General features: G+C 68.2%; 19 protein-coding genes and 1 tRNA gene. 15 read left to right on the top strand and 5 right to left on the bottom strand.

All coding sequences use genetic code 11. From position 1 onward, the window contains the following. Nucleotides 1-104 precede the first annotated feature (104 nt). A complete protein-coding gene (locus QO015_RS12150) occupies nt 105-1400 on the bottom strand; it encodes an ABC transporter substrate-binding protein (protein ID WP_266279148.1) in 1296 nt (431 codons plus the stop codon). Between the two features lie 576 nt (nt 1401-1976). On the opposite strand from QO015_RS12150, the gene QO015_RS12145 reads away from it, so the two are divergent. From QO015_RS12145 to QO015_RS12125, 5 genes are read left to right on the top strand one after another with little or no spacing between them, the layout of a single operon-like run. Next, entirely contained in the window at nt 1977-2303 is a 327-nt protein-coding gene (locus tag QO015_RS12145; protein WP_266279149.1) for a YtcA family lipoprotein, read from the top strand. A gap of 3 nt (nt 2304-2306) precedes the next feature. Then, a complete protein-coding gene (gene mdtN / locus QO015_RS12140; RefSeq protein WP_266279150.1) occupies nt 2307-3356 on the top strand; it encodes a multidrug transporter subunit MdtN in 1050 nt (349 codons plus the stop codon). Beyond that, a complete protein-coding gene (locus QO015_RS12135; RefSeq protein ID WP_266279151.1) occupies nt 3340-5220 on the top strand; it encodes an FUSC family protein in 1881 nt (626 codons plus the stop codon). Before mdtN ends, QO015_RS12135 begins: the two co-directional genes overlap by 17 nt. Next, on the top strand, nt 5217-6704 hold the full coding sequence (locus QO015_RS12130; protein ID WP_266279152.1) for a TolC family protein: 1488 nt from the start codon (nt 5217-5219) through the stop codon (nt 6702-6704). Before QO015_RS12135 ends, QO015_RS12130 begins: the two co-directional genes overlap by 4 nt. A 34-nt stretch (nt 6705-6738) precedes the next feature. Beyond that, nucleotides 6739-7851, top strand: coding sequence for a linear amide C-N hydrolase (locus QO015_RS12125; RefSeq protein ID WP_266279153.1), 1113 nt, complete (start codon nt 6739-6741; stop codon nt 7849-7851). 23 nt (nt 7852-7874) lie between these two features. Here the strand turns inward: QO015_RS12125 and QO015_RS12120 are convergent, their stop codons facing one another. Continuing rightward, complete coding sequence (locus QO015_RS12120) at nt 7875-9113, bottom strand: ArsB/NhaD family transporter (RefSeq protein WP_266279155.1); 1239 nt, start codon at nt 9111-9113, stop codon at nt 7875-7877. A gap of 69 nt (nt 9114-9182) precedes the next feature. Further along, nucleotides 9183-10079, bottom strand: a complete 897-nt coding sequence (locus QO015_RS12115; protein WP_266279156.1) for an NAD-dependent epimerase/dehydratase family protein — start codon at nt 10077-10079, stop codon at nt 9183-9185. A gap of 168 nt (nt 10080-10247) precedes the next feature. Between QO015_RS12115 and QO015_RS12110 the strand changes: the two genes are divergently transcribed. The 6 genes from QO015_RS12110 (at nt 10248) to QO015_RS12085 (ending at nt 15533) form a co-directional block, all read left to right on the top strand. Further along, nucleotides 10248-11144 (top strand): carbohydrate ABC transporter permease, encoded by an 897-nt coding sequence (locus QO015_RS12110; RefSeq protein WP_266279157.1) that lies wholly within the window; start codon nt 10248-10250, stop codon nt 11142-11144. Next, complete coding sequence (locus QO015_RS12105; RefSeq protein ID WP_266279158.1) at nt 11141-12055, top strand: carbohydrate ABC transporter permease; 915 nt, start codon at nt 11141-11143, stop codon at nt 12053-12055. Before QO015_RS12110 ends, QO015_RS12105 begins: the two co-directional genes overlap by 4 nt. Before the next feature lie 3 nt (nt 12056-12058). Then, nucleotides 12059-13162: an ABC transporter ATP-binding protein gene (locus tag QO015_RS12100; RefSeq protein WP_266279160.1), complete on the top strand. Its 1104-nt coding sequence runs from the start codon at nt 12059-12061 to the stop codon at nt 13160-13162. A gap of 44 nt (nt 13163-13206) precedes the next feature. Next, nucleotides 13207-14481, top strand: coding sequence for an ABC transporter substrate-binding protein (locus tag QO015_RS12095; RefSeq protein WP_266279161.1), 1275 nt, complete (start codon nt 13207-13209; stop codon nt 14479-14481). 108 nt (nt 14482-14589) lie between these two features. Then, nucleotides 14590-15051: a VOC family protein gene (locus tag QO015_RS12090; RefSeq protein ID WP_266279162.1), complete on the top strand. Its 462-nt coding sequence runs from the start codon at nt 14590-14592 to the stop codon at nt 15049-15051. Between the two features lie 35 nt (nt 15052-15086). After that, entirely contained in the window at nt 15087-15533 is a 447-nt protein-coding gene (locus tag QO015_RS12085; protein ID WP_266279163.1) for a VOC family protein, read from the top strand. 77 nt (nt 15534-15610) lie between these two features. On the opposite strand, the gene QO015_RS12080 is transcribed toward QO015_RS12085, so the two are convergent. Further along, on the bottom strand, nt 15611-16360 hold the full coding sequence (locus QO015_RS12080; protein WP_456152153.1) for a ribonuclease activity regulator RraA: 750 nt from the start codon (nt 16358-16360) through the stop codon (nt 15611-15613). 342 nt (nt 16361-16702) lie between these two features. Here QO015_RS12080 and QO015_RS12075 point away from each other — a divergent pair, with 342 nt between their 5' ends. The 3 genes from QO015_RS12075 to QO015_RS12065 all read left to right on the top strand — a co-directional run bounded on the left by QO015_RS12075 (nt 16703) and on the right by QO015_RS12065 (nt 19101). After that, nucleotides 16703-17485, top strand: a complete 783-nt coding sequence (locus tag QO015_RS12075; protein ID WP_266279166.1) for an IclR family transcriptional regulator — start codon at nt 16703-16705, stop codon at nt 17483-17485. 364 nt (nt 17486-17849) lie between these two features. Further along, the gene (locus tag QO015_RS12070; RefSeq protein WP_266279168.1) at nt 17850-18596 is read left to right on the top strand and encodes a sensor histidine kinase; all 747 of its coding nucleotides are present in this window, start codon (nt 17850-17852) and stop codon (nt 18594-18596) included. A 232-nt stretch (nt 18597-18828) separates the two neighbouring features. After that, nucleotides 18829-19101, top strand: a complete 273-nt coding sequence (locus tag QO015_RS12065) for a hypothetical protein (protein WP_266279170.1) — start codon at nt 18829-18831, stop codon at nt 19099-19101. A 461-nt stretch (nt 19102-19562) separates the two neighbouring features. Here QO015_RS12065 and QO015_RS12060 read toward each other — a convergent pair whose 3' ends face one another. After that, nucleotides 19563-19901: a hypothetical protein gene (locus QO015_RS12060; protein WP_266279172.1), complete on the bottom strand. Its 339-nt coding sequence runs from the start codon at nt 19899-19901 to the stop codon at nt 19563-19565. A gap of 309 nt (nt 19902-20210) precedes the next feature. Between QO015_RS12060 and QO015_RS12055 the strand changes: the two genes are divergently transcribed. Then, nucleotides 20211-20300: transfer RNA gene (locus tag QO015_RS12055), tRNA-Ser, on the top strand. Nucleotides 20301-20336 lie beyond the last annotated feature (36 nt).

Raw genomic sequence — 20336 nt, 5'->3', positions numbered from 1 at the left:
CCTCCTGGCCGTGGCGGCCGGCTTGCGCCGACCGCTCGTGCCATTCCGGCCGTTCGGGAGCCCGGCGCCGGGCAGGACTCCCTCGGACGGGGCGGAAGACGGCATCAGTAGCTTTCCGCCGCCTTCGCCTCGATGGCGGCCGTGACCGCGTCGATATTGGCGTCGCTCGGATCCTGCAGGAACTTCTGCAGCTGCACGCGATACTCGTCGACGAGATCGCCGGGCAGCAGATCGCCGAGCACGAATTGCGGCTTCGACTTCATGACCGCGTCGACGGCGATCTTGGTCACCGGACCGTAGAGCGACGGGTCGACCTTGTTGCTCGACGAGGCGAGGCCGTGCTTGGCGACGATGTTCGCCGCCTCGGCGGTGCCGAGCCAGCCGAGGAAGGCGTCGGCCGCCGCCGGGTTGCCACCCGAGGAGAGCGAGACGAATTCCTTGGAATCGACGCTGGTCGTGTCGTCATGGCCCATGCCGAGGGCCGGGAACTGGAAGATCGAATAGTCGGTGCCCTCGGTGAGGCCGTAATCCGTCTTGGCGACGGTGTTGACCCACATGCCGATCAGCTCGTAGCCGGCCGTTCCGCTCTTGAGGACGCGCTCGGCGGCGTTGTCCCAGTCGGTGGCGAGCATGAGCGTCGCCTCGCCGCAGCAATTGGCCTGCAGCAGCTCGGCATACTTCTTGAGCGCCGTCTTCACGACCGGGTCGGTCCACGGGATCTCGTGCCGTGCGAGCTTGGCTGCCGTCTCGGTGCCAGCGGTGCGCAGCAGGAGCGTCTCGAACCACTCGGTGTGGGCCCAGACCTTGGCCGGGACCGCGATCGGCACCACGCTGACGCCGTTCAGCTTGGCGAAGCCGGCCTTGAAGTCGTCCCAGCTCGTGGCCGGCGCCTCGATGCCGGCCTTCTTCAGCGTGTCGGGGCGATAGAAGATCGCGCTGCGGTCGCCGAAGGTATAGGTCACGCCATAGGTGACGCCGTCGAGCTGGCCGAGCTGGCGCCAGCCGTCGCCGATATTCTCGCCCCACTTGCCGTCGTCCCACTGCTTGTCGAGGGGGCGCAGCATGCCGGAATCCGCGAGTTCCTTGCGGAAGGCCGGCCAGGTGTTGACGAGCAGGTCCGCCTTCTCGCCGCCGAGCAGCGCCGTGCGGATCGCGCCGCGCTGGTCGCCCTGGACGGTGAGATCGGCGTTCTTGAAGGTGACCTTCGGATATTTGGCGGTGAAGCCCGCCTCGAGGTCCTTGATCAGCTCGAGTTCCGAGCCCGATGCCCAGTTGAGCAGGACGAGATCGCCGCTCACTTCCTCAGCCTGCACGCCGGGAACGAGCGCCGCCGAAAGGGCGATGCCCGCGCCGAGGGCAAGCAGGTTCCGCCCGATCACGGGCTTCATGCTCCACATCATGATTCCTCCCAAGAATCCTTTCGGCCGGTGGCGTCACCAACCAAAATGAATCGTTATCAACTTAAGTGCCGTTTTGGAAGCCCTGTTGACGATTGGGATCGTCCGGGGCGGCGCTGACAGGGCGGGCGGCGAGGCGTTCGGTCTCCGACGGGCGTGGGGTGGCGAGCGACCGGGAGGTTGGCGGGAGGACAGGCCGCCGCCCTGGAGCCCTGGGGACTTCATCCCCGCAAAGTGTCGGTCACGAGCAGTCTCCGATTGCCGAATTCCGAAGAGGCCGCAGCCGAAGAGCAGGGTTCGCTTCGTTCTTTGTCCTCCCGCGAGGGGGAGGGCAGGTGCGAGCCCGACCGCGATCGGCGTCGTCGTTGCGTCGGATCGCTTCGTTAACGGTGCCAGGCCGCCTGCCGCCTCCCTGCTACCCATGCCAGCATGGCGCGTGCTAGAAGGTCCAAGCTCAGGATTGTTGTTGGGCCTGAGGCGGAAGTGGCGTGGTGGGTTGGTCCAGTGCGCTCCGGGCGGAAGCTGAGGCGCCCAGCCGACCGCCGATCGGGTCCAGCGGCCACACACCGGACCCCGCCGATGCGCGACGCCGCGACTGCCAGCCATTTCTCCAAAGCCATATCGCCCGGCGCGAGGCTGCTCAGGCAGTTCGGCCCGCCGGCGGCCATGAGCCTGCTGCTGTCAGGCTGCACGGTCTCGGCCGGCGCGCCGTCGATTGCGCTGTTCGGGGCCTATTTCCCGTCCTGGCTCGCCTGTGCGCTGGCGGGGATCCTCGGTGCCGTGCTCGTCCGCCTGATCTTCATCCCGCTCGGGGTGGACGACATGCTGCCGGTTCGCCTGCCGGTCTATGTCGCGATCGCGGCGGCGATCGGCTTCCTGGTCTCGCTGCTCGGCTTCGGGAGATAGCGGGTGCAGGGAAAGGGCTTCAGCCTCGCGAAGCGGATCGTCGGCATCGCCGTCTCGCTCGCCGTGATCGTCGCGGCGCTGGTTCTCGGCCGCGACTATCTCCAGCGCGCCGACCGCAATCCGCTGTCGCAGGACGCGATCCTCACCGCCAATGTCGCGCGCATCGCCTCGGCGGTCCCCGGTCGCATCGCGCGCATCGACGTCGCCGAGAACGGGTCGGTGAAGAAGGGCGATGTCCTGTTCTCGCTGGACGCCGAGCCCTACCGCCTCGCCGTGGCGCAGGCGCGCGCCGATCTCGCGATCGCCGAGGCCGGCCTCGCCGACCAGCAGCGCACCGAGGCTGCGGAGCGGACGAATGCCGTTATCGCCTCGGAGCAGGTGACGCGCGCCGCGCAGAATCTCGACCTCGCGACGCAGACGCTGGCGCGGCTGCAACAGCTGCGCCCGAAAGGCTATGTCAGCGCCCAGCAGGTGGACGACGCCGCGACGGCGCGGCGCGACGCCGAGGTCAGCCTGCGCCAGGCGAAGCTGCAGCAGGAGGCGGCGGAGCGGCTGGTCGGCAATCCGGCGGCCGCCGCGGCGCTCGTCGCGGCGCGCGAGGCGGCGCTCGCCATCGCCGAGCGGGCGCTGGCCGATACCGAGATCCGCGCGCCCTTCAACGGCAAGGTGGTCGGGCTCACCGTGTCGCCGGGCGACTATCTCCTGACCGGGCAATCGGTGTTCACGCTGATCGACAGCGGCGCCTGGTTCGCCTCGGCCTCCTTCGTCGAGACGGAGCTGCCCTCGATCGCGACCGGCGACTGCGCGACCGTCTATGCGCTGGCCGACCGCACGCTGCCGATCCGCGGCCGCGTCGAGGGCACGAGCTGGGGCGTCGCCTCGGAACAGGTCGTCAACCTGCCGATCGCGCTGCCGATCGTGCCGAAGAGCCTCGACTGGGTGCGCATCGCCCAGCGCTTCCCGGTCCGCATCCGCCTCCTCGATCCGCCGGACGCGCTGATGCGCGTCGGCGCCTCAGCGACCGTCACGGTGCATCATGGCCAGAGCTGCTGAGGCCGCCGCGCCGCCCATCGGCTGGGCGCCCATCGGCCGGCAGGTGATCGCCGACCTGATGCCGATGCCGGGCCGCCTCGCGCTCACCTGGCGGGTGGCACTGCTGGTCGCGCTCGTCGCCGGCGTCGCGATGCTCTACCGGATCCCGGAATCGGCGATCGGCTGCTATCTCATCATCTTCCTCGCCCGGCCGAACGGTGCCGAAGGCGTGGCGCAGGCGATCGGCATCATCGTCCTCGCCAGCATCGTCGTCGTCGCCATGGCGCCGCTCATCCAGTTCTCGGCGGAATCGGCGCTGCTGCGCCTCGTCATCATGGCGGCGATGGCGTTCCTGTTCGTCTTTCTCGGGGCCGCGACGCAGCTCGGCGAGCAGGGCTCCATCGTCGGGCTCGTCATCGTCTACATCCTGTCGCTGGTCGACCGTGTGCCGGCCGGCGAGATCGTGACGCGCGGCCTGCTCTATGCCTGGCAGATGGCCTGCGTGCCGATGGCCATGATGATCGCCTTCAATCTCGTGCTCGGCGCCTCGCCGCACCGGCTGCTGCAGGAGATGACCGAGCGCCGCCTCCGCGCCGCCGCCTCCGCGCTGGACGGGGAGGGCGAGGCGCTCGACGAGGAACTCGCCGAGGGCAATGCCGAGGTGGCCAAGCGTGCCCAGCTCGCCGGCCTCTTTCACACCGCGCCGCGCGCGCGGGTGCGCTGGCTCTCCGGCGCGGCGATGAACGGCTATCGCCTGCTGCTACTCGTCGCCGCGCTGCCGCGCGAGGCCGGCGGGGCGATCCGCGAGAGCCTCGCCGCCCGCTGCCGCGCCGCGGCCGACGCGATTCGCTCCGGCGGGCGGCCCGACCCTGCGCCGCCTCTTGCCGAGGGCGACGGCGTCGCGCGGATGATCGAGGCCTCGCTCGATGGCTTCGCCAGGGACGATGGCGGGACCGCGGCGCGGCCGCTGGCGCCGCCCTTCCTCGCACCCGACGCCTTCACCAATCCGGACTACCAGCGCTATGCGCTGAAGACGGCGGCGGCGGCGATGACCTGCTATCTCATCTATTCGCTGCTCGACTGGCCGGGCATCAGCACGGCGATGGTGACCTGCTTCGTCGCGGCGCTCGGCACCACGGCCGAGACGGTGCACAAGCTGGCGCTGCGCATCGGCGGCTGCCTCATCGGCGCCGCGATGGGCTTCCTGTCGATCCTCTTCATCATCCCGCATCTCGAATCGGTCGGCGGGCTGATGGCGCTGGTCTTCTGCGCCATCCTGCCGGCGGCCTGGGTCTCGACCGGCAACGAGCGCATCTCCTATGCCGGCGTGCAGATCGGTCTCGCCTTCCTGCTGACGATCCTGAACGGCTTCGGCCCCGATCTCAGCATGGACTCGGGCCGCGACCGCATCATCGGCATTCTGCTCGGCAATCTCGTCGTCTATCTCTATTTCACGGGGCTCTGGTCGAAGAGCGCCGCCGACGAGGCGCGCGAGCGGCTCGCCCGCCTGTTCGCGGCGCTCTCCCGCCTCACCGCCCTCGATCCCGCGGCGCGCGGCGCGGCCCTCGCCGAGGCCGAGATGGTGGCAATCGAGGCGGAGAAGGCGCGGGAACAGCTGGCGCTGCTGCCGTTCGAGCCGGCCTCGCGCCGCCCGGACGCGGGCCGTATCGCCGCCGCGCTCGACCTCCTCGCCGAGGCGCGCGCGCTGCTGCCGCAACTGATGGTCGCGCCGGCCGCCGACGAAGCCGCCGCGGCGCGGCTCGCGGCGGTCTCGGCCCGGCTCGGCGGCAGGGACCGTCCCGAAATGCACGCGCCTGATGGTGAGGCGGACGCACCGGGCGGACCCATCGGCCGCATCGAAACGCTCGCAGCGGGGCTCGCATGAGGCATCAGGCACCCCTTGCGTCCGTCCTCGCGCTGGCGCTGGCGCTCTCCGCCTGCACCTCGCACATGCTGGCCGAGGCGCCGGCCGATCCGTCGCGGCCCTGGACGCCGCCTGCGAGCGCGGGCGCCGCGCCCGTCGACGGCTATGGTGTCGCGCCGCGCCCGGAAGTGGCGGTGCTGCAGCCGACGCCCGGCATCGATGCGAAGAAGACCTATGGCCTCGCCGAGCTGATCGACATCGCGCAGAGCGAGAACCCGCTGACCCGCCTCGCCTGGCAGCAGGCGCGGCAGGCGGCGCTCGCGGCGGGCATGGTCGAGGCGACCTATCTCCCGTTCATCGCGGCGAATGTCATCGCGGGCCAGCAGCAGGTGGCGCAGCCCCTGCCGGTCTCGATCGGCAGCCAGGACTCGGTGACGACCACCGTCGAGGGCGTGTCGCCGCAGATCGCGCTGCAATGGCTGCTGTTCGACTTCGGGCAGCGCGGCGCGCTGCACAAGGCGGCGAAGCTCAATGCCGACGCCGCCAACGTGCTCTTCAACGGCGCGCATCAGAAGATCATCTACGACGTCACGCGCACCTATCTGCTCTATGGCGCCGCGCGCAGCCGCGTGCGCATCACCGCCCGCAACCTCGCCAACAGCGTCGCCATCGAGGCTGCGGCGACGGCTCGTGTCGACAAGGGCGTCGGCACGACCGTCGAGCTGGCGCAGGCCCGCCAGGCGGTGGCGCAGGCGCGCTTCGGCCATGTCCAGGCCGAGGGCGCGGAGAAGGACGCCTATCAGGCGCTGCTCGCCGCCATCGGCCTCTCGCCGACGACCGTGATCAAGGTCCGCGAGCCATCGGGCCGGCAACTGCCCGCCGATCTCGGCCGGCCGACCGAGGAGGCGATCCGGACCGCGCTCGCCCGGCGCCCGGACGTCCTCGCCAGCTATTCGGCGATGAAGGCGAGCGAGGCCGGCATCGCGGCGGCTCAGGCGGAGTTCCTGCCCAAGGTCTATCTCGGCGCCATCGCGGCGACGGGCGACAACGACCTTTCCGCGAGCGGGCTGCCGACCATCGGCCAGCAGGCCTCGGCGACCGGCGTCGTGGTCGGCGCCACCATGCCGCTCTTCGACGGCGGGCTCCGCAAGGCGCAGCTCGAGACGGCGAAATCGCTGGCCGCCGCCAGCGCCGCGACCTTCCAGAAGACGCGCGACACCGCCGCCCGCGAGATCGTGGTTGGTGCCGACGCGCTGCGCTCGGCGCTCGCCTCCTGGCGCGCCGCGGCGGCGCTGACGCGCGCCGCCGGGGTCACCTACGACGCGGCCTTCGACGCCTACAAGGCCGGCGTCGGCGACATCACGACGGCGACCGCCGCCGACAGCGGGCTGATGACGGCGCGGCTCTCGGAGATCGACGCCTACACCGCCTCGATGGTGGCGGCCGCCAATCTCGCCTTCGTGCTCGGCGCCATGACCTCCGCCGACGCCGCGGGCGCGCGCTAGCAGCTTTCAGATCAACAGGGGAGAACCGAAGGCAATGTGCACCTCGCTCGGCTACCGGGACGCCGCCGGCAAGGCCTATTACGGCCGCACGCTCGAACTCACCACCGACCTGCCCTATCAGGTGACCTTCTTCCCGGCCGGATTCGAAAGCGTCTCGGAGGTCGAGGGCCATCCGAAGCTGACGCTGACCAGCCGCCACGACGTCATCGCCGTCACCATGCCCTATCGCCTGCCGACCGCGGAGGCGCCGCTCGGCCTCGCCGATCTCAAGGTGCTGGAGGGGCTGAACGACAAGGGCCTCACCTTCAGCCTTCTCTCCTATCCGGAATCCGGCGGCAGCCAGAAGCCGGTGGAGATGACCAAGGCCGTGCTCTCGGCCTCCGATCTCGGCCTCTGGGCGCTCGGCCAGTTCGCGACCGCCGCCGAGGTGAAGGCGGCGCTGGAGGCGCAGCCGGTGATGCTGCAGCCGCTGGCGCTGCTCGGCGGTGTCGTGTCGCCGTTCCACTATGTCGTGCATGACGCGACCGGGGCCTCGGTCGTCGTCGAGTTCGACCATGGCGCGATGACCGTCTACGACAACCCGGTCGGCGTCATGACCAACGGGCCGAAATTCGACTGGCACCTGACCAATCTCTCGAACTACAGCTTCCTCACCAATGTCGACAAATCGGCTGGCGCCTTCGGCGGCCTCAAGGTGAGGCAGCCCGATTCCGGCATCGCCACGCAGGGCCTGCCCTCGTCGAGCACCTCGGTCGGCCGCTTCGTGCGCGCCGCCTATTATGCCGAGTTCACCGAAAAGGCGGCGACGCCCGACCTCGCGGTGCAGACCCTCGCCCATATCCTCAACACCTTCGACCGGCCGCGCGGCGCCTCGATCGACTATCCGGACGGCTCGGGCGGGCATCTCGAGGTCGAGGGCCTCGCCGAGACCGGCAACACCCCCTACGCGACCGAGTTCACCTGCTGGACCAGCCTCTCCGATCTTGATCGCCGGCGCTTCTTCGTGCGCGACTACCGCGCGCTGAACTATGTCGGCTTCGACCTTGCCGCCATCGCGGCCGGCAAGCGCCCGGCATCGATGCCGCTCGCGCATTTCGCAGCCGGCGGCGACGACGGCTCGGCGCAGCTGATCGGCAAGGCGGGGTGAGCGCGACGGCGGGCTGACGGCGCTTAGCCGAGCCAGACGATCCAGCCGGCGGCGAGGAGGAGCGTCGCCAGCGCCACCGGCACGCCGGCGCGGGCGAACTCGGCGAAGCCGACGACGATCCCGCGCCGCCCGCCCTGCTCGGCGACGATGATGCCGGCGAGGCTGCCGAAGATGACGGCGTTGGACGAGAAGCCCGTGCCGAGCGCGATCGCGGCGCCGAGCGCCTCGGGATGGGCGGCATTGCGGATGAAGGGCTCGACGAGCATCACCGCCGGATTGTTGCCGACGATGTTGGACAGCACCGACATCACGACCAGCATCGACAGCGGCTGGTTGAGATCGAGGCCGATATCGCCGAGGGCCGAGAGCAGCTGCTGCGGCAGCCCGGTCGCCGCGACCGCCGCATTGACGATGAAGAGGCCGATCAGCAGGAGGAGAAGGTCGCCGTCGACCCGGCGGATCAGCTTCTCGGATTCGACGCTGCGGCTGACCAGAAGGAAGCTGGCGCCGAGCAGAGCCACCAGCATGTGCGGCCGGTCGGTGGCGACGAAGGCGACGAGCACGGCCAGCGTCACCAGCCCCGCCTTGAGGGCCTCGACGCGGTCGAGATCCTCCGATGCCGGCAGGGCCGTCGCGGTCGCCGTCTTCTGCGGCGTCGCGAGCGTCCAGCGCCCGCGATAGACGGCGACGAGCACCAGCCACACGACCGGCAGGCCGATGAGCGAGGGCAGCGCCGCGACGCGCAGGAAGCCGTTGAAGGAGAGGTTCAGCGCTTCGGCGGCGATCATGTTCTGCGGGCTGCCGATCAGCGTCGCGCTGGAGCCGACATTGGCGGCGAAGCAGAAGCCGAGCAGGAAGGGCAGCGGATTGAGCCGCCGTGCAAGGCAGATCTGGCAGAAGATCGGCGTCATCGCGACGGCGACGACGTCGTTGGTCAGCAGCGCCGAGAAAATGCCGGAGAAGCCGATGATGACGGCGAGCAGCGTCTTCGGCCCGACATCGAGGGCGCCGACCTTCCGCGCCGCGAAATCGTAGAAGCCGGCGACGCCGAAGGCGGCCGAGATGACCATGAGGCCGAACAAGAGGCCGATGGTCCTGTAGTCGATCGCCGCCCAGGCGTCCTGCGGCGCGATCTGGCCGAGCGCGATGAGCAGCATCGCGCCGACCATGGCGGCGCCCGTCCGGTCGAGCCGGAAGAAGGGCAGGTGGCCGACGCCCATCGCCACATAGACGAGGACGAAGATCGTGAGCGTCAGGTCCATGGCGTAATCGCTGCCGTTCTCTGGTGTCCGGGCGGGGCGATTCGCCCCGCCCCTTCACTATCGCAGGCTTCAGCGCGCGGCGACGGCCTTGCGCCAGGGAAACTGCTCGCGGAAGCCGAGCATCTCGCGCGCCTTGCGGTTGGAGAGCAGCGCCTCGTTGCCTTCGAGCGGCCGCTTCAGCGCCGAGGTCGGGAAGAACTCGCGCGCCAGCCCCTCGCTCGGCCGGTCCTGCGTGTTCTCGTCGTTGCCGGCGTTGAAGACCTGGAAGCCGAGGCCGTCCTTCGCCAGGCAGAGATCGACGATCTGGCCGAGGTCGCGCGCGTCGACATAGGAGAAATGGTTGCGGCGACGCGTGGACGGGCGGGCGATCCAGTCCGGCACGCGGTCATATTCGTGCGGCTCGATGACATTGGCGATCCGCAGCGCATAGATGTCGAAGCCGGAGCGCTTCTGGAAGGCGCGGGCCGTCTTCTCGTTCAGGACCTTGGACAGCGCATAGCTGTCGATCGGATCGGTCTCGCACGCCTCGTCGAGCGGCAGCTCGGCCGGGTCGACCTTGCCGTCGGCGAAGCAGACGCCATAGACCGTCTCCGACGAGGCGATGACGATCTTGCGGATGCCGAGCTTCACCGCCGCCTCGATGACATTGTAGGTGCCCTGCGTGTTGACGCGGAACATCTCGTTGTCGGGGTTGAGCAGGATGCGCGGCACGGCGGCGAAATGCACCACCGCGTCGAAGCGAGGAACGCCGGTGCCGGGCTCGAGCTCGTCGAAGCCGGCATAGCTCGTCATCGCATTGAACATCTGGCCGCTGTCGGTGATGTCGGCGATGAGGTTGTCGACCCCCTCGGCCACGAGCGGCACGCGGTCGACATTCAGCACCCGATGCCCGCGGGACACGAGATAGGGCACGACATGGCGGCCGGCCTTCCCCGCGCCGCCCGTGAACAGGATTCGTTTCGCCATCGCACATTCCTCCTCGGCCGATGCTGTCGCGCGTGGCCGATGCCGGCCCGCCGCGCGCCGGACCATGCACGATGGCGCGGTTGACGAAAAGACACCCTCCGACTAAAGTTCAAATAGAAAAACAAGAAGTTCAAATAAGAACTGGTCAGACGCTAGGGAGGCGTGGCGATGGCGCTCCGCTGGAGCTGGGCTGCACCGCGCATCGCGCTGGTGCCGGCCCTCGCGATCACTCTCGTCGGCTTCGCGGGTTCGATCGGCTGGACGATTTTCCAGTCCTTCACCCAGAGCCGGCGGTTTCCGGAATACGCGATCGACCCCGCCCGGTGGCTTTCGCAATACGAGCGGCTATTCGCCAACGACACCTGGTGGACGGCGCTGCAGAACCTGCTCGTGCTCGCCATCGGCAGCGCGCTGGCGATCGTGTTCGGCTTCATCCTCGCGGCGCTGGTCGAGCGCGAGAAGTTCGGCGAGGGCGTCTTCCGGACGATCCTTCTCTATCCGCTCGCCGTCTCGCTGATCGTCACCGGCCTCGTCTGGCGCTGGATCTTCAATCCCTCGCTCGGCGTCGAGGCGTTCCTGCGGGCCAACGGCTTCCCGGATGCCAGCTTCAACTGGCTCGCCGCGCCGGAGACGGCGATGTACGGGATCATCCTCGCCTCGATCTGGCACGGGCTCGGCTTCTACATGGCGCTGATGCTGGCCGGCCTCAAATCCATCAACACCGAGATCTGGAGCGCGGCCCGCCTCGACGGCGTCGGCGTGATGCGCCTCTATGTCGAGATCATCGTGCCGATGATGAAGTTCACCTTCCTCACCTGCGCGATCCTGCTCTCGCTCGGCGTCGTCAAGGCCTATGACATCGTGGTCGCGATGACCAATGGCGGCCCAGGCACCTCGACCTGGACCCCGGCCTATTTCGCGATCAACGCCTATTCGACCCGCAGCAATATCGGCTTCGCCTCGGCGGCCGCCGTCATCATGCTGCTGATCACGCTCGCGATCTTCCTGCCGCTCGTCGTCATCACCGCCTGGCAGGCGCGTCGCAGCGAGGCGGTCCGCGGATGAGCGCGCACGCAGGAACCCCGGCCGCCGCGCTGCCGCCGATCGCCATCCCGAGGCGCCGGCGCCGCATCCGCGGCTCGTCGATCGCCGTCTTCGTCTTCCTGACGATGGTGGCGCTGTTCGTGGCGATCCCGCTCTATGTCGTCGTCGTCACCTCGTTCAAGCCGATCGAGGAGATCACGCTCGGCGAGATCTTCAACCTGCCGGTGCGCTGGACGATCCAGCCCTGGATGAAGGCGTGGAACGAACTCTGCACCGGGCTCGCCTGCGACGGCATCAAGCAGGGCTTCTTCAACTCGGTCGCGATCCTGTTCCCGAGCCTCGTGTTCTCGATCGCCATTTCCGCGGTCACCGGCTACGCGCTCGCGCTCTGGAACGTGCGCTGGGCGAACGGCTTCCTGTTCGTCCTCTTCATCTGCGCCTTCGTGCCGTTCCAGATCATCATGATCCCGCTCATCATCATCGTGGCGAGCCTCGGCATCTTCGGCACGGTCTGGGCGATCGCGCTGGTGCACGCGGTGCTGTCGATGCCGCTGCTGACGCTGATATTCCGCAATTTCTACAAGGACATCCCGCGCGAACTGATCAATGCCGCGATCATGGATTCGGGAAGCTTCTGGCGGATCTTCCGCGAGATCGTCCTGCCGATGTCCGGCAACATCATGGTCGTCGTGCTGATCCTGATGATCACGACGGTGTGGAACGACTATCTCGTCGGCCTGACCTTCGGCGGCATTTCGGCGAAGCCGATGACCGTCATCCTCGCCAACTCGGTGATCACCTCGCGCGGCGAGGCGATCTACAACGTCAACATGGCCGCCGCGCTGCTCACGGCGGTTCCCCCGCTCGTCGTCTACTTCGCTCTCGGCCGCTTCTTCGTCCAGGGCATCACCTCGGGCGCAATCAAGGGATAGACGATGCCAGACGTCCGCTTCGAGCACATCGTCAAGCGCTTCGGCACGCTGAGCGTGCTGGAGGACCTCAACCTCACGGTCGCGGATGGCGAGTTCCTCGTGCTGCTCGGCCCGTCGGGCTGCGGCAAGACCACGCTGCTCAACCTGCTCGCCGGCCTGCTCGACGTCACCGGCGGCCGCATCACCATCGGCGACCGCGACGTGACCGAGCTCGATCCGAGCCAGCGCGGCCTCGCGATGGTGTTCCAGTCCTATGCGCTCTATCCGACCAAGACGGTGGAGGGGAATCTCCGCTTCGGTCTCGCGGCGCAGAAGCTCGACCGCGCCGAGATCGACCGCCGCGTCGCCTGGGCGGCGCAGCTCCTGCAGCTCGAGCGCATGATGAACCGCAAGCCGAGCCAGCTCTCGGGCGGCCAGCGCCAGCGCGTCGCCATCGGTCGCGCGCTCGTCAAGCATGCCGGCGTGCTGCTGTTCGACGAGCCGCTGTCCAATCTCGATGCCAAGCTGCGGACCGAGATGCGGCTCGAGATCAAGAAGCTGCATCAGTCGCTGCACCAGACGATCGTCTATGTGACGCATGACCAGATCGAGGCCATGACCATGGCGACGCGCATCGCCGTCATGGACCAGGGCGTGATCCAGCAGATCGGCACCCCCGACGAGATCTACGAGCGCCCGGCCAATCTCTTCGTCGCCCGCTTCATCGGCTCGCCGGCGATCAACACCTTCGACGCGACCCTTGCCCTGGAGGGCGAGCGCATCCTCGCCCGCCACGCGCCGACCGGCATCGCGATCGACCTGACGCGGCACGCCTTCGGCCGCCGGCCGGAGCAGGGCGCGCCCGTCGTGATCGGCCTCAGGCCCGAGCATTTCGCCGTCAACGGCGCGGTCCGCGAGGACGATGCCGTGCGGCTCTCGCTCCCCGTTCGCTACAGCGAGCGGACGGGCAGCGACGCGACCGCCTTCCTGGAGGCCGGCGACCAACTCGTGGCCATCCGCATCGAGCCGTCGCTCATGGCCGGCCTTCGCATCGGCGACGCCATGAACGCCAGCTTCCCAGGGGAGAAGCTCTCGGTATTCGACGCCCGCAGCGGGCTGCGAATGTGAAGAAAGACAAGAAACTGCCAACCACCACCGGAGGAGGAGAGACAATGTTTCGTCCAAGGAAGGCCGGTCTCAGGGCCCGCCTCATGACAGGCTTCGCGGCCGCCGCCGCGCTGACCGTCTCGCTCGGCGCCGCGCAGGCGACCGATCTGACGCTGTTCCACACATGGTCGAACGAGAGCGAGATGAAGGCGCTCAACACGATCATCGACAAGTATCAGGCCGACACCGGCAACAAGGTCACGGCGGCCTCCGTGCCGCACGAGACCGCCGGCGAGAGCCCGCTGGTCAGCCTGTTCGTCGCGGGCACGCCGCCGAACCTCTTCATCGCGGCCGATGCCGGCTTCTTCAAGGATCTCGATTCCAAGGGCCAGGCCTTCGACGTCAAGGCGCTGTTCGACAAGATCGGCGCCACCCAGGCCTTCCCGGAGACGGTGCTGCAGGCGATCACCATCGATGGCAAAGTGCTGAAGATCCCGATCGCCGTGCATCTCGACGGCATGGTCTATTTCAGCCAGGAAGTCGCCAAGAAGGCCGGCGTCGACCCGACCAAGTGGACCTCGCTCGAGGACATGTGGGCGGACGAGAAGAAGGTCGAGGACGCCGGCTTCACCTTCATCGCCATCGGCGGCAACACCTTCCAGGCGGGCTACACTTTCCACGCGCTGCTCGCCGCCGTCGCCGGACCCGAGGTCTACAACCGCTTCTATGCCGGCACGCCGGACAAGACCGTGTTCGACGACCCGGCCCTGCGCGAAACCATCGAGACCTTCCGCCGGATCACCAAGCAGGCCGATCCGGGCTGGGTCAACCGCTCCTGGAACGACACCACCAACACCGTGATCGCCGGCAAGGCGCTGATGCAGATCCACGGCGACTGGATGAAGGGGCAGTGGCGCGGCAACAACAAGACCGTCGGCACCGATTTCGGCTGCATCAACATCCCCGGCACCAAGGCGGTGTCGGTGACGGTCGACAGCTTCGGCCTTCTCGGCGGCGTCGACGAGGCGACGGCCAAGGCGGAGGAGGAGTTCGCCGCGGTGGCGGTCGATCCCAAGATCAACGCCGAGTTCGCGTTCTACAAGGGCTCGAGCCCCGTCCGTCTCGACGTGCCGACCGACAAGCTCGACGCCTGCAACACGCTCGTGCTCGACGATCTGAAGAAGCCCGGCTTCAGCGTGCAGAACCCGTTCTACATCGCTGACGGCGACTGGATCAATTCGGTCTGGAACACGATGTTCACGCTCCAGGGCGACCAGAACATGACGACCGACGACGCGATCAAGATGCTGAAGTCGGAATACGACGCGATCTTCAATTAATCGCCGTCCAGCCTAAGCCAAGAGCGCGGCGCCGCCCCACCGGGCGGCGCCGCAGACCCGCGCTCTCGCGAAGCGCCTTCCTCCCCCAACGACCGACGGAACAAAGCCATGTCCATCTTCAAGTCGCTCGGGCATGTCGCCCTGCGCGTCAACGATCTCGATCGCTCGGTCGCCTTCTACAACGCGATCGGCTTTCCCGAGGTGCTTCGCCTCCTCAACAAGGAGGGCAAGCCCTGGATCGTCTATCATCGGGTCTCCGACGATCTCTATGTCGAGCTGTTCCCCGGCGGTGACGGCCCGGCTTCCCCGCCCGAGAAGACGGGGCTCATGCATCTCTGCCTGACCGTCGCCGACATCGACCTCGCCGAGGCGAAGCTCGCGGAAGCCGGCATCCCGCTCATGCGCCCGCGCAGCCCCGGCCGCGGCATCGACGGCAATCGCGGCATGTGGATCGCCGATCCGGACGGCAACCAGATCGAGATCATGGAGATGGCGCCGAACTGCATCCAGTACGAGGCCGAGCGCGCCGTGCTTTCCGGCGGCAAGCCGCACGTCCTCTCGCTGTCCTGACCAACCGGCCTCTCAAGCAAGCACTGGAACCCGCCATGCACGGCTTTACGTCGATCGCCCATGTGGCGCTCAAGGTGAAGGATCTCGACCGCTCGCTCGATTTCTACGTCAACAAGCTCGGCTTCGAGGAGATGATGCGTCTCGACAAGCCGGACGGCAGCGGCGGTGTCTGGCTCGTCTATCTGCGCATCACCGACGACCAGTATCTGGAGCTGTTCCCGGAAGGGGAAGGCGACCGCGCGCCCGGCTGGAACGACGTCGCCATCAACCATGTCTGCCTGTCGGTCGATGACATCGACGCGGTCATCGCCGATCTCGACAAGGTCGGCGTGCCGCTCATCGTCCAGAAGAAGATGGCCGCCGACCGCAACTGGCAATGCTGGGTCGAGGATCCGGACGGCAACCGCATCGAGATCATGCAGCTGATGCCCGACTGCATGCAGCTCGAAGCCATCGCGCGGATGAAGAAGAAAGCCGGCTGAGCGTCGGCGCAGGAAACGAAAAAGGCCCCGGAGCGTGCGCTCCGGGGCCTTTTTCCGTCAAGTCGCCCGAGACCGGATCAGCGGCCCCGCGCCGCCTTCCAGGCCTGGTATTCGGCCTCGGCTTCGGGGCTCAGCGGATAGTAGCGGCGCAGATCGCCGCCCTCCGACAGGCGGATGCGGGCGAACTCCTCCCATTCGACATGCGAGCCCGCATGCTCGACCAGCTGCTCGGCCAGCGCGACCGGCACGAGGACGACGCCGTCGTCGTCGGCGACGATGATATCGCCCGGCATTACGAGGCAGCCGCCGCAGGCGACCGGCACGTTGACGGCGAAGGGGATGATGTTGGTCTGCGCGTGGTAGTTCGGCGTCACACCCTTCACCCAGATGCCGAGATCGAGCTTCTCGGCCTCGGAGGAATCGCGGATGCAGCCGTCGATGACGACGCCCGCGCCGCCCCGGCCGGCGAAGAAGGTCAGCATCATCTCTCCGAAGATGCCCGAGCCCATGTCGCCGCGCGCGTCGACGACGATCATGTCGCCTTCCTGCGCCGGATACATGACATGGCGGTGCAGCTGCTTCTCCGGGTCCTCGTATTCGGCGGCGCCGTAGAGGTCCTCGCGCTTCGGCATGCATTGCAGCGTCAGCGCCGGCCCGGCGGCGGTGTGGCCCTTCTTCAGCGGGCGCGGCCCGCGGATCTGCGCGTCGCGGATGCCGAGCTTCTGCGCCAGTTCGCTCGACAGCGTCGCGGTGCCGATCTTCGCCAGCGCCTCGCAAAGCGCCCGCGGGGGCCGCACGATGTCCTTGATGTCAGCCGGATCCTGCAACGCCGCCTCCTCCGATTTTTGCATGGCGAACGGCTTCAGCCGCGACGGCCTGTCCGGCTGTCGTTCTGTTGTGCCATGAGTTCACATTTGAACTTATGCTATTCTAATGATAACTATGCGGTCCGACAGTGGCGCTTGTCAATTGTCGGCGGGCGGAAGCTCGGGCAATCTCGGACGGCTCACAACCGGCCCGCACCGCCGCGTGCGGGCCTGCCGCGAGGTTGGCAAGCTGCGTCCAGATGTGAACTTGGACAGTTCATATCTGCATGGTAGGTCATCCCCGGGGCATCGGAGCCGGCGGTCGGTCGCCGGCCGAATGCGGAACGAGAGGCGTCGACGGCGATGGATGCCAAGGCGGAGGCGCGCGAGAACAAGCACACGATCCCGGTCATCGACCGGATGATGGACATTCTCGGCGAGCTCGAGCGTCACGGCGCCGGTCTGACCATCCGCGACCTGACCGAGATCCTCGCCATCCCGCGCACGACCATCTACCGCGTCCTGAACACGCTGCAGGCGCATGACGTGGTGCGGCGCGGCGACGACGGGACCTATCATCTCGGAGAGCGGCTGCTGAAGCTCGCCGCCCATACGACGGCGCGCTTCGGCCGCGCCAATCTCGTGCCGATCTGCCAGCCGCATCTCGACCGCCTGGCGAGCGAACTCGGCGAAGGCGTCAAGCTGAACGTCATCGACCACGACGAGCTGCTCGTGCTGGCCGCAGCGCAGGGCCGGCGGGACTATGCGCTCACCGTCAGCGCCGGTCAGCGCATGACGCTGCATTCCGGCGCATCCGGCAAGGTCATGCTCGCCCATCAGGGCGACGACTATATCGCCGCCTGGCTGCGCCAGCCTCTCGCCGCCTATACCGACAAGACGATCACCGATCCGCAGAAGCTGAAGGCCGAGCTCGCGCGCATCCGCAAGCTCGGCTGGGCCTATGACCGCGGCGAGACGGGTCCCAGCATCCAGGCCTTCGCCGCGCCGGTCCTCGCTCGCGACGGCGCCATCGTCGCGGCGCTCAGCGTCCCCTTCCTCGCCGGTGCCAGCGAGGCGCGGATGGAGACGATCCGCACCGCCGTCGTGCGCACCGCCAAGGCGATCAGCGACGCGCTGCAGGGCTGAAACGCCCTTCCAGCCGCACGTCCGGGAGAGCGCTGCCGCGCGCTCGCAGCACGGCGTTCGCCCGGCGTTCAGTCCGCCCTGGCCCCAAGCCTGGTAGAGCCGGCACGGCCATCGCTCCATTCTCGCACCGCCTCGCGCCGGCCACGTTTTCGGCCGGCGAAAGGTAGAAGTGGAAGGCGAGCGCATGCGCGTGCGGGCCTTTCGCTCGCCGCGCGCGGCACGGTCGTTGCGCGCCGGCAGCCGCGCGGGGAGTCGCGCTGACTCATACGCAGGTATGGTCCGGCCTTATCTTTGGATGGATCGATATCCGCAGCGTCCCGCCAATAGACTCCCGGTCAACGGAAGAAGATCGAGGAGATCGGACATGTATCGCGACTATTCCAGTCTTGCCGGGGAAACCGAGGCAGCCGGGACCACGGCGCGGCCGGGCGACGGCATGGAGCGCTGGCGATCCGCCGGCGCGCTGCACGACCTTGGCAATCTCGTGCAGGTGGCGTCCTCCGCGCTCAATCGTGCCGCCGGCGCTCTGGACATGGCGGCGGCGCCCAATATCGAGCCGCTGGTGAGCGCGGCGCGAGACGCCCTCGCCCATGTCGCGACGCTCGTGCGCAGCATGGCGGAGGGCACCGCCGGGGGGCGGGGCCGGGCGGCACTGGCCGATGTCGATGCCTGTCTCGTCGAGGTCGCGGGGCTCGTTGCCGCCACGTCCGAGGAGGCGATCCATGTCGATCTCAGCATCGACGGCGAATTGCCGCCGGCGCGCTGCGACCGGACCGGTCTCAGAAGCGCGCTGCTCAACCTCCTGATCAATGCACGCGAGGCGATGCCCGGCGGCGGAAGGATCAGCGTCGGCGCTTCGGCCACCACGAGCGGCGCCGGATCATGGATCGTCGTCACCGTCACGGACGAGGGGATCGGCATGACGAAGGAAACGGCTGGCCGGGCCTTCGAGCCGTTCTTCACGACCAAGTCGCGCGGCCTTGGCGGAGTCGGGCTGCCCATGGTCCGCGACTTCGTCGAACTCCACGGCGGCAGCATCGCGATGGAAAGTATCGTCGGGGCCGGCACCACGATCATGCTCCGCCTTCCGGCGGCCAACTGGCGGCTCTGAGCGCCGCGACGACGCGGGCAGGGGGGACCATTCCCTGCCCGGTTTGTCAGAAGGCCGGCGCGAGCTTCTGGGCGACCGGCAGGCGCAGCAGCCAGTCCTCGAAGCGGGTAGCCCCGAAGCGCGGGTGATCGCCCGGCATCAGCGGGTCCTTGGCGAGAATGGTTCCGGGTGCATCGAGGCCGTCTGTTCAGCATCGTCCCGATGTCGACCCCAACCCCTGAAGGACATGAAGATGATCAAGATCATTTCGACAGTCGCCGCGGCGCTTCTTCTTGCAACCGCCGTTCCGGCCGAGGCCGACCGGACGACCGGCATCGTGAGCTCGGTCAATTCCTGGACAGGCTCGCTGATGCTCCAGTTCGTCGAATCCTTCAGCTTCGACGACCCCGTCCGTCTTAATCGCATCGCGCCGGGCGACCGGATCGGCGTTTCGCACCATGGCAGCCAGCGCGTGAACGTCTACGACCCGCATCCTGCCATCCGCGACAACGTCGACATCAACTGACGAACGACGCGAGCAGGAACCGGGACGCGGATGTCGGCTTCCACCATCGCCTTCGGGCGGCGCTCTCGCGAAAGGGCGCCGCACCGCACACGGGAGCGCGAGACCATGGGCATCGTCAGGCATTGCGCGGCCCCGGCGGCCGAAGGGCTGGACGAGGCAACGTCGACGGGCGTCGACGACTCGGCGGATGTCCTGCCCCCGCGCGCGCAGCGATGCGACAGGGGAGTCATCTCGCCGCCGCGCGGCCCGTCCCGGCTGTGGCGCTCGCATTGAAGGGCCTTGTCACGAGCCTCCTCGCTGCGCCCGGGCTGCATGTCGCGCTGATTGGCATCGCCGGGATCGCCGATCACGGGGGCCCCCCGCTCGTGCGTTCGGTCCACGAGGTGCCGTCTCGCATCGGGAGGGCAGGACAAAGCGGCGCGCGAGGAATCCGGCTCCGCTGCCATAGCGGCGGCCTGACCTCATGACTTCCCCGGGGTTGCACGCCGCTGCGCACGCTGGTGGACATTCATGCGCCGCAGATGGACGGCTGCGCCTTCTGCCCCGACATGCATGTCATGGAAGCGACGATTGAGGGCGAGCGCGAGCTGCGCGTCCATCACGTGGCGGTGTGGCCCGAGTCCCGTCTTTCCGATGCGCCAACGGGCGGCGCTGGCGTGGACCGAAGCGCTGACGAAGCTGTCGCCCGAGGGCGTCTCCGAGAAGGTCTTTGCCGAAGCCCGGGCGCAGTTCTCCTGGCAGGAGCTTTTGGAGCTCACCATCGCGGTCATGACCCTCAATGCCTGGAACCGCGCTTCCATCGCGTTCCGCGTTCCGCAGACCGCCGGGCTCGGCGGACGACGCCTGTGGGCTCGGAAAGGCGAACCTTTCCCGAGAGGGGCCGCACCGTGGCGTCCGGGGGAATGCCCGCGCGGAACCGCCTCGAACCCACGGTCCGTGCGGGTGTCGAGCACCGCTTGGGGATGGCGCCCGACCCAGGCCCTTCCCGACCCTTGCGCCGGCGCAGCGCTTCGTGATACCGCACGGCACGTCCGACGGGCTGGCACCAGCCGCCCGCGCCACAAGGCCGCGTTCTGCGCGCTCGGACTGCGGCCCCTGAGGCCTGCGACGGAGGGGTGGCCGAGTGGTTGAAGGCGCACGCCTGGAAAGTGTGTATACGGGAAACCGTATCGCGGGTTCGAATCCCGCTCCCTCCGCCACTTTTCCCCGCGAAAGCGTTCTCCCCATCCGACTGC

The organism is Kaistia geumhonensis (assembly GCF_030815145.1).
Classification (GTDB): Bacteria; Pseudomonadota; Alphaproteobacteria; order Rhizobiales; family Kaistiaceae; genus Kaistia; species Kaistia geumhonensis.
The sequence above is the reverse complement of the archived record's forward strand: the minus strand, read 5'-3'. Positions and strand labels throughout refer to the sequence as shown.